This is a genomic window from Methylophaga sp. (assembly GCF_030651745.1).
This window is the reverse complement of sequence record NZ_JAUSCC010000127.1, coordinates 28,612-43,142: the sequence shown is the minus strand read 5'-3', so window position 1 is coordinate 43,142 and position 14,531 is coordinate 28,612. Positions and strand designations below refer to the sequence as shown.

Annotated in this window: 18 protein-coding genes; 9 read left to right on the top strand and 9 right to left on the bottom strand. The window is 45.7% G+C overall.

What is annotated here, in order from left to right; all coding sequences use genetic code 11:
• Position 1: 1 nt before the first annotated feature.
• From clpS to Q7V21_RS15025, 5 genes are all read right to left on the bottom strand, one after another.
• Complete coding sequence (gene clpS / locus Q7V21_RS15045) at positions 2-328, bottom strand: ATP-dependent Clp protease adapter ClpS (protein WP_304918063.1); 327 nt, start codon at positions 326-328, stop codon at positions 2-4.
• An 8-nt stretch (positions 329-336) separates the two neighbouring features.
• Positions 337-648 (bottom strand): Grx4 family monothiol glutaredoxin, encoded by a 312-nt coding sequence (gene grxD, locus Q7V21_RS15040; RefSeq protein ID WP_069296039.1) that lies wholly within the window; start codon positions 646-648, stop codon positions 337-339.
• Positions 649-720: 72 nt separating this feature from the next.
• Positions 721-1,551 carry a phosphoserine phosphatase SerB gene (gene serB, locus Q7V21_RS15035; protein WP_304918062.1) on the bottom strand — a complete coding sequence of 277 codons (831 nt, stop codon included), beginning with the start codon at positions 1,549-1,551 and terminating at the stop codon, positions 721-723.
• A gap of 92 nt (positions 1,552-1,643) precedes the next feature.
• On the bottom strand, positions 1,644-2,171 hold the full coding sequence (gene ppa / locus Q7V21_RS15030; RefSeq protein WP_304918061.1) for an inorganic diphosphatase: 528 nt from the start codon (positions 2,169-2,171) through the stop codon (positions 1,644-1,646).
• Positions 2,172-2,264: 93 nt separating this feature from the next.
• Complete coding sequence (locus Q7V21_RS15025) at positions 2,265-3,074, bottom strand: sulfite exporter TauE/SafE family protein (RefSeq protein WP_304918060.1); 810 nt, start codon at positions 3,072-3,074, stop codon at positions 2,265-2,267.
• A 104-nt stretch (positions 3,075-3,178) separates the two neighbouring features.
• Between Q7V21_RS15025 and Q7V21_RS15020 the strand changes: the two genes are divergently transcribed.
• Positions 3,179-4,498 (top strand): MATE family efflux transporter, encoded by a 1,320-nt coding sequence (locus tag Q7V21_RS15020; protein WP_304918059.1) that lies wholly within the window; start codon positions 3,179-3,181, stop codon positions 4,496-4,498.
• A gap of 2 nt (positions 4,499-4,500) precedes the next feature.
• Here Q7V21_RS15020 and Q7V21_RS15015 read toward each other — a convergent pair whose 3' ends face one another.
• Together Q7V21_RS15015 and Q7V21_RS15010 are read right to left on the bottom strand one after the other, a co-directional pair.
• On the bottom strand, positions 4,501-4,698 hold the full coding sequence (locus tag Q7V21_RS15015) for a hypothetical protein (protein ID WP_304918058.1): 198 nt from the start codon (positions 4,696-4,698) through the stop codon (positions 4,501-4,503).
• A 63-nt stretch (positions 4,699-4,761) separates the two neighbouring features.
• Complete coding sequence (locus Q7V21_RS15010; protein ID WP_304918057.1) at positions 4,762-5,574, bottom strand: RluA family pseudouridine synthase; 813 nt, start codon at positions 5,572-5,574, stop codon at positions 4,762-4,764.
• 55 nt (positions 5,575-5,629) lie between these two features.
• On the opposite strand from Q7V21_RS15010, the gene Q7V21_RS15005 reads away from it, so the two are divergent.
• The 7 genes from Q7V21_RS15005 (at position 5,630) to Q7V21_RS14975 (ending at position 11,687) form a co-directional block, all read left to right on the top strand.
• Positions 5,630-6,088, top strand: coding sequence for a DUF4124 domain-containing protein (locus Q7V21_RS15005; RefSeq protein ID WP_304918056.1), 459 nt, complete (start codon positions 5,630-5,632; stop codon positions 6,086-6,088).
• A 2-nt stretch (positions 6,089-6,090) separates the two neighbouring features.
• A complete protein-coding gene (locus Q7V21_RS15000) occupies positions 6,091-6,426 on the top strand; it encodes a phenylpyruvate tautomerase MIF-related protein (RefSeq protein ID WP_304918055.1) in 336 nt (111 codons plus the stop codon).
• Between the two features lie 77 nt (positions 6,427-6,503).
• The gene (locus tag Q7V21_RS14995) at positions 6,504-8,216 is read left to right on the top strand and encodes a proline--tRNA ligase (RefSeq protein ID WP_304918054.1); all 1,713 of its coding nucleotides are present in this window, start codon (positions 6,504-6,506) and stop codon (positions 8,214-8,216) included.
• A 2-nt stretch (positions 8,217-8,218) separates the two neighbouring features.
• Positions 8,219-9,748: a fumarate hydratase gene (locus tag Q7V21_RS14990; RefSeq protein WP_304918053.1), complete on the top strand. Its 1,530-nt coding sequence runs from the start codon at positions 8,219-8,221 to the stop codon at positions 9,746-9,748.
• Positions 9,749-9,758: 10 nt separating this feature from the next.
• Complete coding sequence (locus tag Q7V21_RS14985) at positions 9,759-10,211, top strand: CopD family protein (RefSeq protein WP_304918052.1); 453 nt, start codon at positions 9,759-9,761, stop codon at positions 10,209-10,211.
• 5 nt (positions 10,212-10,216) lie between these two features.
• The gene (locus Q7V21_RS14980; protein ID WP_304918051.1) at positions 10,217-10,918 is read left to right on the top strand and encodes a lytic transglycosylase domain-containing protein; all 702 of its coding nucleotides are present in this window, start codon (positions 10,217-10,219) and stop codon (positions 10,916-10,918) included.
• A gap of 85 nt (positions 10,919-11,003) precedes the next feature.
• Positions 11,004-11,687 (top strand): ElyC/SanA/YdcF family protein, encoded by a 684-nt coding sequence (locus tag Q7V21_RS14975; protein WP_304918050.1) that lies wholly within the window; start codon positions 11,004-11,006, stop codon positions 11,685-11,687.
• Here the strand turns inward: Q7V21_RS14975 and Q7V21_RS14970 are convergent.
• A complete protein-coding gene (locus Q7V21_RS14970; protein WP_304918049.1) occupies positions 11,673-12,197 on the bottom strand; it encodes a TIGR02281 family clan AA aspartic protease in 525 nt (174 codons plus the stop codon). The two genes, Q7V21_RS14975 and Q7V21_RS14970, sit on opposite strands and share 15 nt — an antisense overlap.
• Positions 12,198-12,362: 165 nt before the next feature.
• On the opposite strand from Q7V21_RS14970, the gene Q7V21_RS14965 reads away from it, so the two are divergent.
• Complete coding sequence (locus Q7V21_RS14965; protein ID WP_304918048.1) at positions 12,363-13,943, top strand: hypothetical protein; 1,581 nt, start codon at positions 12,363-12,365, stop codon at positions 13,941-13,943.
• Here Q7V21_RS14965 and Q7V21_RS14960 read toward each other — a convergent pair.
• Positions 13,918-14,445, bottom strand: coding sequence for a hypothetical protein (locus tag Q7V21_RS14960; protein WP_304918047.1), 528 nt, complete (start codon positions 14,443-14,445; stop codon positions 13,918-13,920). The genes Q7V21_RS14965 and Q7V21_RS14960 overlap by 26 nt on opposite strands.
• Between the last annotated feature and the right edge of the window lie 86 nt (positions 14,446-14,531).

Here is a 14,531-nt window from a genome sequence, read left to right as displayed (position 1 = left end):
CTCAATCCTGTTCCATGGTGCACTGTAAAGGATGCCCATGTCTTTGGGCATAACTGTTCACTTGTTCCACTTTGGCCTCAGCAATCTCGAATGTAAAGATACCGCATAAGGCCTGTCCTTCTGTGTGCACTTGTAACATGGTTCGTGTGGCACGTTCACGCCCCATATCGAACAAGGTTTCCAACACTTCCACCACAAAATCCATTGGCGTGTAGTCATCATTCATCATGATCACCCGATATTTGGGTGGCTGTTTTAATTCAGGTTTAGATGGCGCAACCGCAAAATCGTGCTCGGCCTGCCAATCTTGATCACGTTTGTTTGCCATGGCAAAAATCAACTCGCTGCTTCGACCATTTGTTTGAGCTCGCCGTTCTCGTACAGTTCCATAATAATGTCACATCCACCGACTAATTCACCGTTGATATATAGTTGTGGAAAGGTTGGCCAGTCAGCATAACGGTGAAGATTTTCACGTACTTCCGGGTCAGCCAGTACATTGACATAAGCAAATTCTGCGCCACAGGCAGTCAGTGCTTGCGATGAGCGACTGGAAAATCCACATTGTGGAAACTCGGGGGTTCCTTTCATAAACAGGATTACCGGGTTTGATTCAATAGCCTGTTTAATACGCTCCATAATATCCATCGTTGTTACCTCTTCATTGGTTAGTTTTAGCAGATGGGGGCATCTGCAGTTAATTCAAGATTACGCTTTTGATTAAGCTTGTTGCAATAGCCCCAACACTCCGTCAAGACCACAGAAATTTAATGCGGTATCTGCCGCTTCCTGCACTTTGGGTTTGGCATGATAAGCGACACTCAATCCTGCACAGGCCATCATTAACAAGTCATTTGCACCATCACCCATAGCAATCGCTTGCTGAGGACTAATGCCAAGTTCATCGCAACGTGCCAATAAAAAATCGGCTTTGGCTTGTGCGCCACATATAGCACCGGTTATTTCACCAGTAAGGTATCCGTTTGCCTCAGACAATACATTAGCCTGAGTAAAGTCGAGATTCAGCCGTTTTTTAAGCTTATCGGTAAAAAAAGTGAAACCACCCGATACCAACGCTGTTTTAATTCCAGCCTGTTGCACCGTTTTTAACATCAGCTCTGCACCAGGATTGAGCATCAGCCGTTCGTTATAAACTCTATCCAGCATTTCTACAGGCAAACCTTTTAACAACGCTACCCGTTGTTTGAGCGAGGTTTCGAAATCAATTTCGCCTCGCATGGCAGCTTCAGTAATCGCTGCTACTTGTGGCTTTATCGACATAAAGTCAGCAATTTCATCTATGCATTCGATATTGATCAGGGTGGAATCCATATCCATCACGATCAGCCGGCAATCCTCGGCAACAAACTCTGCCGGCAACACATTAATATCTACCGGATACTGCTGCCGTAACATCGTCAAATCGGCATGCTGGGTATTTTCAATCAATGCATAACGATTCTGCCAATGGCATTCACCGGCTAATTTTTCAGCAATTTCAACAGCCAGTTCCCGAGTTAATTGAGGACCCTGAACAATTATCTGTGTCATGTTTTTTCCCAATCGTAAAATGACAAACGGCGAACTGACTTACGTCAGCTCGCCGCATGCAAAAACAGGTTGATCAATTGATTCAATAATCGTTATTTCGCATCATTTTGGTAACGTGTAACACTGTCGAGAATTTCCTGTTTAGCGGCATCAATTCCTGCCCAACCTTCAATTTTGACCCATTTGTTTTTTTCCAGGTCTTTGTAATGTTCAAAGAAATGCGCAATCTGATTCAGCAAAAATTCAGGTACATCGTTGATATCTTTAACATGGTCATACATTTTGTCGTGTGGAACAGCAACGACTTTGGCGTCTTCGCCCTTTTCATCGGTCATTTTCAACATACCAACCGGACGGCATGCAACCACACAACCATTAATCAATGGGAATGGCGTGATGACCAATACATCAACCGGATCTCCATCATCAGACAAAGTATTCGGTACATAGCCATAGTTGGCTGGATAGAACATGGCCGTGTTCATAAAACGATCAACAAACAGCGCACCGGTTGCTTTATCAACTTCATATTTGACCGGATTAGCGTTTGCGGGAATTTCGATGATGACATTGATATCTTCAGGCAGGTTGCTGCCAGGGCCGACTCGGTCGAGGTTCATAAAGCGATTGCTCCAATATAATGATTAGGATAGAAACGAAACCCGGCAATTATAAAAGAAACCACGCCGCCATCAAAGCTGAAGTCACTTTTACTATCGACTGAAAAAATACACGGCCACACTAATCAGCAACAAAGAAAACATACGACGCAGCCAATGTGAAGGTATTTTTTTGGCGATTCTTGCTCCGATTTGGGCAAAAAATATGCTGGTGATAATAATGCCGATAAATGCCTGCCAATGCACAAATCCTGTTTGCCATCCTGCTTGTTGGTTTAGTTCATCGGGAGCAAACACGATAAAACCGATAACCCCTGCAATGGCAATAGGCAAACCACTGCACGCTGCAGAACCAATCGCCTGTTGAATACTGAGACGAGCCATCAGCAGATAAGGGACAATTAATGTTCCGCCGCCAATACCTACCAAGGCACTGATAATGCCACTGAATAAACCACAAACCGTTGCAGGCAGCCTATTCAATAATACGGGATAGGATGCTTTTGAATTTGGCAACCAGATGCGTATCGCCATGAGCAAAGCAAATATGGCAAAGAATGTTTGCAACTTTTCGCCACTGATAACACTAGCCAGTAATGCACCGCTAAATCCGCCAATAATCAGTCCAGGTACTAATCTGCGCACTGCCAGTGGTGAGATATTACCCATCCGCCAGTGAGCAAATATCGACGACATCGAGGTCACGATAATCGTCATCAACGAAGTCGCCACCGCTATATGAATCAGATATTCATTGGGCAAACCCTGTTTGCTGAACAACCAGACCAACACAGGAACAATGACTAGTCCGCCACCAATACCAAAAAGCCCGGCAAGGGTACCTGCCACCATGCCAGCAGCGGCATAACTCAGCCATTCAATCCACATTGGCTTCACATTCATGGGTTATGCTGCTTTTTTTCGCTAAAATCATGCTGCTTTCCAAGCTGAAGATTGTTTAAAGCCTAACCCGACTACACTAAACGGGTCTTTTAACGGATATTAAATTGTCGAATCACACTGTAACCCACCGCCAAGTTTGGCATATTGCCGGCCCAATGATCATTGCCAATATCTCTACCCCGCTGCTGGGCATGGTAGATACCGCCATGGTTGGTCACCTCAGTGCAGCCCATTATCTGGGTGCCGTGGCGATTGGCAGTATGATTTTTACCTTTGTTTTCTGGGGTTTTGGTTTTCTTAGAATGGCCACCACCGGTCTGACTTCACAGGCCTACGGCGAAAATAGTAGTGCAAAAATGCAGGCTGTATTAATGCAGTCCATCTGGCTGGCTTTGATGATTGCTCTGATCTTACTGCTGATACAAGTCCCCATTCGCGATTTGGCTTTGCATCTGGTTAGCAGCAGCGATGATGTCGAATATTTTGCCGCCGTGTATTTTGACATCCGTATCTGGAGCGCCCCAGCGACATTAATTAACTATGCCATTTTAGGCTGGCTTATCGGTCGCGAAGCATCAAAAGCCGCTTTGTTGATGGTGCTGGTGATTAACATTACCAACATTGTGCTGGATGCCTTGTTTGTCATGGGCTTGGGCATGGATGTTGATGGTGTTGCATTGGCATCGGTTATTGCTGAATACACTGGCTTGCTGGTCGGACTGCTTTTACTCAGACATTATGGGCTGAATAAAGCCGGTATTCGGTTATCGCTGACTAAAAAGGTACTGCAACAAAGTCGCCATGGCTTACATGTGCATGGCAATGTGATGATCAGAACTTTTTTATTGATCAGTTGCTTTGCGCTGTTCACCACCCAGGGAGCACGTCAGGGCGATACCGTATTGGCTGCCAACAGCGTATTGCTGAACTTTATAACCTTCATGGCCTTTGTTTTGGATGGGTTTGCCAATGCGACAGAGGCATTGACTGGTAAAGCTATAGGCCGTAAATCACCGGCCATGTTGAAAAGAGCACTTATTTTGACAGCGTTCTGGTCAATATTGATGGCAATACTGTTTTCGCTGGGCTATCTATTGTTCGGTCAATGGATTATTCGACTGTTAACCGGTATTGATGCGGTGATCGAGTTTGCCAGCATGTATCTTGTCTGGGTGATTATCGCGCCGCTGATTGCCGTCTGGTCATATTTACTGGATGGTCTGTTTGTCGGAGCGACCCGCAGTCGGGAAATGCGTAATACCATGCTGTTTGCAGCATTCTGTTGTTATCTACCGGCTTTTTATCTGCTGCAGCCTTATGGCAATCATGGACTTTGGGCAGCTTTAATTATTTTCCTGGCCGCCAGAGGTATCTCTCAAAGTATTTACATTGGCCGCATCATGCGATTAGCTGATCCGTCTTAATGCTATTTCCCTGTTCCGTTCTGCTTACCAGGTATGACTCGGCGATCCTGACCTGATCGTCGTTTAACGTGATTTAAATCAAAACGTATCAGTTCTCGCCGTTCTTTCTTCTGACGACGCTGGTAGCGTCGGCGATCATCATCACCATCAACACAGCCATGCTCGGGCTGCTGGACACGCTGTGGTTCAGAAAAGCTCATCTGAAATCTCCGCTGAAGTCGATAGCAGATCTTTACGCCGCAAAAAAATCACTGTCAACGTAATTAACAACTAAAGCTTTGTTTTTTAAAGGTAACTGGACAGTTAAATGCCAGTCGACAGGCTTTCAGCTGCAACCCATCATCAGTCTTTTTACCATACCGAGTATCACCACTAACCGGATGGCCTATTGAGGCACAATGACGGCGAATTTGATGCATCCGACCCGTTTCTATAGACACATCCAGCAGTGTCCGGTTTCGCCCGGCATCATATGTACGTTTTTCAAAATGGCTGACGGCGTGCTTGCCATCCAGAGGGGTATTCACCATCAGTTTTTGCCATTCAACCTCACCGTCGACCTGAATCTCATAGTGCTTTTCAATCTTTCGCTGTTGAAACAGCGTGGATAGCTGTGCCGCTGCTTTTTGCTGATGAGCGATAATCATCAATCCAAACGCTTCCCGATCCAGACGTTGCACCAGAAAACTTTGTCGAGGTTTATCAAAAGCTAATTCGGAGACACGCAGCAAACTGCAGTGATCGCCCCACTCTGTACCTTGCGCCAGCATGCCTGCCGGTTTAAACCACACACTGTAAACACCAAAATCATGCAACAGCGTTGGCGGCTCAGGAATTTGATCCAATAAACGCTTATCGTAATAAATACTTAACACTTCCCCCGCAGCCAAGGTTTTGGTGGCCCGTCTTAAGCGTTGCGTTCGCTTGCCTTTCTGTAACCAGACGGCACCTTTGCTCATTGCCAGCTTGATTTGCTGTCGCGACAATTCACAGCGTTCCGCCAACAAATCGATGGCATTTGCTGAGCCTTGCTGCACTGGGATTTTCAACTCGAAACGAACAGATTGATCAGACATTTTATGAAATGATGCTTTGGCGTAGAATAATGATTTATTTGATTAGGTATCCGTGATGTTTATACCGCAATTAAGCAGTTGCTGTCTTGCTTTAGTATTTGCCATGGCAGTTCAGGCGGATGCTTACAAATGGATTGATGATGATGGTGAGGTTATCTATTCACAAACCCCTCCTATCGGCAAACCTTATGAAAAGATGGATACCCCGCCTCCTCCATCAATGAATCCTGAAGCGGCGCAAAAAGAAATTGAGTTACTGATCGAACAGCAGCAGGCGACAGATAAAGCCCGTTCTGAAGAGCAACTAAAACAACAACAAGCGCAACAACTGGCCGCCATTGTGGAAGAAAACTGTCGTGTTGCCCGATACAATTTACAGCAGTATCAGGATAACCCCGGCAGACGTGTAATGGACCCACAAGGTAATGTTACCCGTCCTACCGAAGTCGAAAGACAGGAAAAAATAAGCACATTACAACAGCAAGTTAAGCAATTCTGCGAACAGGAGAATTAACCATGCCCTACTTAAATATTGTGACCAATCAGCCTATTAATGATGAAGCAGGCTTATTAAAAGCCGCCAGCAAAACCGTCGCACAGGCCTCTGGCAAACCAGAGAGTTATGTGATGATCGCAGTAGAATCGAAAACAGCCATGTCATTTGGCGGCAGCACCGAACCTACAGCGATTTTGGATTACCGGTCCTTAGGTTTGCCCAGTGATCGTAAAGCCTTTTCAGATGCTTTATGTTCAATGATTGAAGATCAAATCGGTGTCAGTGGCAGCCGGATTTATATCAGCATGACCGACTCCGAACGGCAAAACTGGGGCTGGGATCACAGTACTTTCTAACCAAACCTGACTGCGCCGCGATATTCTCGGCGCAGTTTTTAATTCAATAACAACAAATAACAGGAATCACGTTTTCCATGCGTACTTCGAAGCTTCTTATTTCCACCTTAAAAGAAACCCCTGCAGACGCCGAAATCGTCAGCCATCAACTGATGCTTCGCGCCGGGTTAATACGCCGACTCGCATCGGGTCTGTATACCTGGTTGCCGATGGGCTTGCGGGTGTTGCGTAAAACCGAAGCGATTGTACGCGAGGAAATGAATAAAGCCGGTGCTCAGGAAGTATTGATGCCTTCGGTGCAACCGGCTGAATTGTGGCAGGAAAGCCAGCGCTGGGAAAAATATGGTCCTGAATTATTACGTATTACCGATCGTCATCAACGTGAATTCTGCTACGGCCCGACTCACGAAGAAGTCATTACTGATCTGGTGCGTCAGGAAATTCGCAGCTACAAGCAATTACCAGTCAATTTCTATCAGATCCAAACCAAATTCCGTGATGAAATCCGTCCACGTTTTGGCTTGATGCGTGCCCGCGAGTTTCTGATGAAAGATGCCTATTCCTTCCATGTGGATCAGGCATCTTTGCAGCAAACCTATGATGATATGTACGCGACTTACACGCGTATTTTTCAGCGTATTGGTTTGAATTTCCGTGCAGTGCTGGCCGATACCGGCAGTATTGGCGGAAATGCTTCACATGAATTCCACGTGTTGGCCAGTTCCGGTGAAGATGCCATTGCATTCAGTAACGGTAGCGACTATGCCGCTAATGTCGAATTAGCTGAAGCTGTCAAACCAACCGCTGCTCGTCCTGCAGCATCTGCCACTATGCAAAGTGTCGATACGCCGCAAAAACATACCATTGAAGATGTCAGTAACTTTTTGAAAGTACCCGCATCTCAATGTTTGAAAACACTGCTGGTAGAAGGCGCTGAGAAAAACAGCGTTGTCGCTTTGGTATTACGAGGCGATCATGAACTCAATGAAATCAAAGCAGAAAAACATCCATTAATTGCTGCTCCTTTGACCTTTGTCACTCCGGAACAGGTTCATGAAGCCACTGGTGCCAATATTGGTTCTATCGGTCCAGTCGGGCTGACCATTCCGATGGTGGTTGATCATGCGGCTGCACATATTGCTGATTTTGTTTGCGGTGCCAATGAAGATGAAAAACATCTGACCGGCGTGAATTGGGGACGTGACTGCCCGGAACCTGAAACAGCCGACTTACGTAATGTTGTGGCAGGCGATCCTAGTCCTGATGGTCAAGGCACTTTGGAAATTGCCCGCGGTATTGAAGTCGGTCATATCTTCCAGCTCGGAGAAAACTACAGCAGTAAATTGAATGCCGTGGTGTTAACCGAAACCGGACAATCCCAGGTGATTACCATGGGCTGTTACGGTATTGGGGTTTCGCGTGTGGTGGCTGCAACCATTGAACAAAACAACGACGAAAATGGCATTATCTGGCCACAGGCGATTGCACCATTCGAAGTGGTATTGGTACCGGTCAATGCGCATAAATCACAACGTGTACGTGACAAAGCTGAAGAAATATATCAGCAGTTATTGGCTGCCGGTGTTGATGTGTTGCTTGATGATCGTGGCTTGCGTCCTGGTGTGGCCTTTGCCGATATGGAGCTTATCGGAATTCCACATCGTCTGATTCTGGGCGAACGCGGTATGGACAACGGGGTGATTGAATATAAACACCGTGCTTCAGGCGAAGCGGATGAGTTCGCTTTGGACAATGTCCTTACGGCAATTCAACAAAAGTTAGCACAATAAATATGACTGTGATTCACCAACAGGACTTTGTGCAAAGCATCGCTGATGCGCTGCAATTTATTGCCAATTATCATCCCAGGGATTTTATTCAGGCGATGAGCAAAGCCTATGAGCGTGAGCAATCTCCGGCTGCCAAGGATGCTATTGCACAGATTCTGGTGAACTCGCGTATGTGTGCCGAAAACAACCGACCGATTTGTCAGGATACCGGCATCGTTAATATCTTCCTCAAGGTCGGCATGCAAGTGCAATGGCATACCGACCAAAGTCTGGAAGATATGGTTAATGAAGGTGTACGACAAGCTTATCAACATCCGGATAATGTGCTGCGTGCCTCTATCGTTGCTGATCCAATTGGCAGTCGTAAAAACACCGGCGATAACACACCTGCGGTGATTTATACTGAACTGGTGCCGGGCGATAAGATAGAAATTGATATTGCCGCCAAAGGTGGCGGCAGCGAAAACAAAGCCAAATTCACCATTTTGAACCCAAGTGACAGTCTGGTGGACTGGGTGCTGGAAACCGTTCCCCAAATGGGTGCGGGCTGGTGTCCGCCGGGTATGTTGGGTATTGGCATTGGTGGTACTGCCGAAAAAGCCATGCTGATGGCCAAACAAAGTCTGATGGAAGATATTGATATTCAGGACTTGATTGACCGCGGCCCGCAAACAGCCACTGAAAAGCTGCGTGTTGAATTATATGAAAAGGTCAACAATCTGGGCATTGGTGCACAAGGTTTAGGTGGTCTCACCACTGTTCTGGATATCAAAATCAAGGACTATCCAACGCATGCCGCCTCATTACCGGTGGCAATGATTCCCAACTGTGCTGCTACCCGACATGTGCATTTCATGCTGGATGGTTCTGGCCCGGCTACTTTTACCCCTCCCTCTTTAAATGACTGGCCACAAATTACCTGGCAAGCTGCGGAAAACACCCGACATATCAATCTTGATACGGTGACGCATGAGGAAATTAAACAATGGCAACCGGGTGATACATTATTACTGACCGGCCATTTTTTAACCGGTCGTGATGCCGCACATAAAAAAATTGCCGACCTGTTGGATCGAGGTGAGCCGCTGCCTGATGGCCTGGATTTTCATAATCGATTTATTTATTACGTTGGCCCAGTGGATCCGGTTAAAAATGAAATTGTTGGTCCAGCCGGGCCCACCACAGCAACCCGGATGGATAAATTCACAGAAACCATGCTGGCTAAAACCGGTCTGTTAGGCATGATAGGTAAAGCTGAGCGTGGTGAACAAACTATCGATTTGATTAAAAAATATCAATCAACCTATCTGATTGCCGTGGGCGGCGCTGCTTATCTGGTTTCAAAAGCGATTAAATCTTCACGATTGGTCGCCTTTGAAGAACTTGGCATGGAGGCCGTTCGTGAATTCTATGTTGAGAATATGCCAGTCACCGTGGCAGTCGATAGTCAAGGCCGCTCAATACACCAAACCGGTCCTCAAGAATGGCAGCAGAGAATTGCTGGCATTCCCATTAGAACGATAACAAATTAGAGAGATTATTATGGGCATTGCAATAAGTTTACATTTACTGGCTTCAGTCATTTGGGTGGGCGGATTATTTTTCGCTTTTATGTTTTTACGCCCTGTAGCCGCCACATTACTTGAACCGCAACAACGCTTTCCGCTATGGGCCAATGTTTTTAAACGGTTTTTTCCATGGGTCTGGGCATCCGTGGTAACCATTTTGATTACCGGATTCGGAATGCTGTTTATGATGGGTGGTATGGGTGCGGTCGGAGTTCATGTGCATATCATGCTGTTACTTGGCATATTTATGATTTTATTGTTCATGCATGTGTTTTTTAACCCATTCAGAAAACTTAAATGGGCAGTTGCCGAACATGATTGGATTGCTTCAGCCAATGAACTGGATAAAATTCGTAAATTTGTACGAGCAAATCTCATTCTTGGTTTAATTGTGATTGTCATTGGCTCGGCTGGACGTTATTTTTAGATCCCATGATTGCTAAGCATTTTTATATTCCGCTGTGTTCACTGCTGTTAACCAGCAGTGTGCTGGCAAATGATATCAGGCAGGTTCGCAACAGCGATGGCGTAGTGGAATTTAGCAATGCTGACATAGATGTACGCAAACCGACGTCGATAAACAGTAATAAAACTATTGTCTACAAGTCACTTTCCAATGATGGTGAAAGCTTTAGCTTTTCCGATCAAAGACCTATCAGTGGTGAGTTCGAAGTGCTGGCTTATGATTGTTATGCCTGTAATCCGACCTCTAAAATCAATTGGTATACCATCGGTCTCAATACAGCGGATTATGCTGACACGGTAAAAGCCATGGCCCGCAAATATAAAGTGGATGCCGCGCTGGTGCGTGCGGTGATTCATGCCGAGTCCGCATTTAACTCCAAAGCATTATCGAAAAAAGGTGCACAGGGTTTGATGCAGTTAATGCCAGGTACCGCCAAAGATCTGGGTGTCACCAATGCATTTGATATTCAGCAGAATATTGAAGGTGGTGTGAAGTATCTGGCAGGTTTGCTGCAGACATTCAACGGTGATATCAAATTGGCTACCGCCGCTTATAACGCTGGTCCTGGTGCCGTGAAACGCTATAAAGGGATCCCACCGTTTGCCGAAACTGAGGTTTATGTCGAACGGGTGGGTATTTTACATCAGCGTTATGGACAGGAAGGCTGAGCCAGACAAGCTGGATTAATTACCATCGTTATTATTAGCAGGGATAGTTTGTTTGCCTAAAATTGCCTTATTCCGAAAGCGTGAGATGTGGTTTCCGACAGTATGGGGGGGGCTGATTTTTTTACTCCTGCTGCTAATTGGCGGACTGTTTTTATTAAAACAACTTGCAGTAATTCTTGCCCCTAATGATCCGCTAGCAGAGCGTACTTATCTGGTGGTGGAAGGCTGGCAGGAAGAAGACAGCTTATTATCCGCATTAGCTATATTTAACGCCGAGGGCTATCAATACATGATCACTACCGGCGGCCCCAATCGGCGATTTTTAAGCCCGGCACATGCTTCCTACGCTGAACAAGCCGGGGCATTTATGCTGGAACAAGGCCTGGATGGGGAAAAACTGATTGTGATCCCCGCCCCCGAATCGGCACAGGAACGTACTTATCTGAGTGCCGTGATGGTCAGAGATTGGCTGGCATTAAAAGGTGCTAACTTAACGGAACTGAATGTTCATACCAGCCATGTGCATGCCAGACGAACCCGTTACCTTTATCAACGGGCTTTCAGGGACGTTAAAATCGGTATTTATGCCGCTGCCCCGCAAAGCTTTGAACTGAAGCAATGGTGGAAAACCAGCGACGGTGCAAAGTCGGTGATTACCGAATTGATTGGCAATGCCTGGGTTACCTGTTGTTTTCACCCCGGAGAGCCCGGATCACATTATGAAAAATGGGCGGTAGAAAAAACCGGCCAATCTTCAGATCTCCGGTAATCGCAACGTCAGCGTTCCTTCACGCTGTGTCATATCCAGATGCTTCATAAAACTCATGCCAAGTAAAACAATATCGTCCGACATATGTGGGTTGATATGGGCAGAGATATTCTGCAATTTGATTGCTCCGAGCTGTACCGTATCCAACTGTGTAGCATAAACCGACACCACACCGTTTGCCGTCATAACCATTGCCTGTCTACCTTGTTTCAGTCCAGCTTTTCTGGCAATTCCTGCGGGGACACTGATATTGGTTGCGCCAGTATCCAGTAAAAACGTTACTTCATGGCCATTGATAAGACCCGGTGCCACATAATGTCCGGCCTGATTTCGCCGTAACACCACATCGGTACCGAGCCCGGCTTCCATTTCCACCAGATGCCGGTTGGGATTGTGTTTCTGCTCAATAAAACCATTAAAAAACAATGTCATCGATCCCATTAACAATAACCAGAAAACTATGGTAAATAATTTGGATGAACCAAGTTGAGAGCTGCGATAGGTATTCATTTCATGTATTTCAGTAAATGGTTGATTGTGACAACGAAAGCAGGTTGCATTATGCGGACTTGAATAATTAATGCCTAGTTTTAGCGTATTAAGCAATTCACTATGATTCAGAAGACACAATCCCACAGCACAAAAATTCTGCTGGCACGTGTTATGCTTTAACTCATGTCTTTATTATCTCAAATCCTCATTATCTTTCTGAGCATGATTTATGCTCAACAAAACGAATATAAAGAAATCAGCGAGTGGGATGCAGAACAAACACAGCTCACTACCGGCAGCTGTACTGATTGCAATTTATCACCGCAGGCAAAATGGTATTTTGAAAACGAAATCATTGCTCCAATCCCAACAGCACCCTCTTCCGCAGTAACCTTACCTAAATGGTTGGAAGTTCTACCAACGATTAATGATGATATTCCGCTTTGGATTGCTTCACCTGACTTAATAGACCAGGCCAATCTCGACGACTCAGGCCAGTCAATTAGCATAGCTGATGGACAACAAATCGGTTTTAAAACTGTTCCCAGGATTCCCCAAAACCAGTCTTTCTGGAATCAGGACACTAGCGAGTTCTTTAAAAAACGTGACATCCGCCTGCGCGGCGAAATCATTGCAGATGAGTTCATCGCACGAACGGTATGGCCGTTGGATTTTGCCATAACCAATTACCAGCTCTTACCGCTTAGTCAGGATGAGGATTTGCAAACGCTGGTACAAGCTGATGATGGTGGCGTCCAGCAACCACATCAAAGTCGTTTGTTATGGGAACGCGAACCTGGAGCAGCCTTGGAATCTACCGGTAAGGCTGTATTTGGTTTAATGCTGAATGGTGCTCAGGGAGACGATGATGAAGCCTTAGCCGGTCATTTTGCTGGCGTCACCGGAAAATTTAACGCTGATGGCAGCTACCATGACTGGTTAGTAACCAATTTTTACAATCTGGATACTGTCAGTGAGAAAGCCATTATCGCTGCAGTGACCCCGATGGATAACTATCTGGCAGATTTAAATGCAGGGCAGAACTATTACCGCCCGTCATATATGCTGTTTGCGACGCTCAAAGATGGCCAACCTACTGCTGAATTTCAGCAGTCCATTAATCAGGTGATGAACCATTTCTATCGGCATAATTTCATTTATAACCATGCAGATGCAAACTGTACCGGGATCACCATTGATACCTTGCGTGCTTTGGGTTGGAAAGTGCCGACACGTGGCATAAACGGCTATGTTATGGCGATTGGTGCCTATTTTTATACTGCAATAACCGAAGCAGATCTGGATGCGGCAAGACAAATCTACGACTATCTGACAACAGAAACAACGCGGTTATTACCCGCCGTTGCTTTTGATGCTATCGGCGAAGATTTACTACGATTAACCGCTACTGAGCCTCCCCGCTCCCTCACTGACTATGAACAGAGACTTACAGAATCAATAGAAGCCATCTGGTTTGTACGAATTCCACAAATCCCGTCCAGTAGGGCGTTAGGTGGGGCACCGATATATAGTTTTAGTGAATATCTGGAAACCGCTCCGGCAGATCGAGATGATTGGGTCACTATTGAATTAGCCGATCGTGATATTCCGCCAGCACTTAAAGTCGATAAACCGGTCAACCCAAAACCACATCCTCTACCCTGGACGATTGTGGTGATTCTATTGGGTTTAACCGGTCTCTTTATAGTATTGCTACGCTGGTTATTAAAGGCATTTTTCAGTAGAAATAAAACCCTGCGTTAACCATCACACCTGCCGCCGCAAACGGCACCAATTCCAGATTAACTCTACGATGTTGTACCCCGAATGCTGGCAAAATAACTGGCGCAACCCCCAAACTGTTAAAAGGGATTTTGTCCTTATATTCACCGCGATAACCATATAAAAAACCTGCTGTCAGCTTGGCATAAGCTTTGGTATTTTCGCCTAAAGCATAATCATAGCGCCCACCGCCATAGAGATAAGTACTTTGCTGGTCATAGCTGTTTTTAAATGTCGCTCCGCCCACCAACCAGCGAATATCATCCCGCCAACTGACTTGCTCAGGATTCACAAACAGCTTCACCTCATCATTGAAATAATATTCAACATTAATCATTTTCTGATGGTTATTGTGATCTGGCTCGGGGTTGTAGTGTTTGGTCCAGACAGAGGTTTGCACTAACAACTCATCCCCCTCGGTAAATATACCTGTGGCATGAACCGGACTGACGACAAGTAAAGACCATATCAGTAACTTTTTCATTGAGTATCACTTTTCACTTAGTTGGTGGTTGGGGTTTGATGATGTCAGGTCAAGCTACGGCGTAACCATTTTTCAAGTTCCGAATC

Coding starts and splice junctions, on each gene's coding strand:
- Q7V21_RS15000 (WP_304918055.1), top strand. CDS start 6,091: ATGCCCTACTTAAATATTGTGACCAATCAGCCTATTAATGATGAAGCA.
- Q7V21_RS14995 (WP_304918054.1), top strand. CDS start 6,504: ATGCGTACTTCGAAGCTTCTTATTTCCACCTTAAAAGAAACCCCTGCA.
- Q7V21_RS14965 (WP_304918048.1), top strand. CDS start 12,363: ATGTCTTTATTATCTCAAATCCTCATTATCTTTCTGAGCATGATTTAT.
- Q7V21_RS14990 (WP_304918053.1), top strand. CDS start 8,219: ATGACTGTGATTCACCAACAGGACTTTGTGCAAAGCATCGCTGATGCG.
- ppa (WP_304918061.1), bottom strand. CDS start 2,171: ATGAACCTCGACCGAGTCGGCCCTGGCAGCAACCTGCCTGAAGATATC.
- Q7V21_RS14985 (WP_304918052.1), top strand. CDS start 9,759: ATGGGCATTGCAATAAGTTTACATTTACTGGCTTCAGTCATTTGGGTG.
- Q7V21_RS14980 (WP_304918051.1), top strand. CDS start 10,217: ATGATTGCTAAGCATTTTTATATTCCGCTGTGTTCACTGCTGTTAACC.
- Q7V21_RS15010 (WP_304918057.1), bottom strand. CDS start 5,574: ATGTCTGATCAATCTGTTCGTTTCGAGTTGAAAATCCCAGTGCAGCAA.
- Q7V21_RS14970 (WP_304918049.1), bottom strand. CDS start 12,197: ATGAATACCTATCGCAGCTCTCAACTTGGTTCATCCAAATTATTTACC.
- Q7V21_RS15025 (WP_304918060.1), bottom strand. CDS start 3,074: ATGAATGTGAAGCCAATGTGGATTGAATGGCTGAGTTATGCCGCTGCT.
- serB (WP_304918062.1), bottom strand. CDS start 1,551: ATGACACAGATAATTGTTCAGGGTCCTCAATTAACTCGGGAACTGGCT.
- Q7V21_RS15015 (WP_304918058.1), bottom strand. CDS start 4,698: ATGAGCTTTTCTGAACCACAGCGTGTCCAGCAGCCCGAGCATGGCTGT.
- grxD (WP_069296039.1), bottom strand. CDS start 648: ATGGATATTATGGAGCGTATTAAACAGGCTATTGAATCAAACCCGGTA.
- clpS (WP_304918063.1), bottom strand. CDS start 328: ATGGCAAACAAACGTGATCAAGATTGGCAGGCCGAGCACGATTTTGCG.
- Q7V21_RS15005 (WP_304918056.1), top strand. CDS start 5,630: ATGTTTATACCGCAATTAAGCAGTTGCTGTCTTGCTTTAGTATTTGCC.
- Q7V21_RS14975 (WP_304918050.1), top strand. CDS start 11,004: ATGTGGTTTCCGACAGTATGGGGGGGGCTGATTTTTTTACTCCTGCTG.
- Q7V21_RS14960 (WP_304918047.1), bottom strand. CDS start 14,445: ATGAAAAAGTTACTGATATGGTCTTTACTTGTCGTCAGTCCGGTTCAT.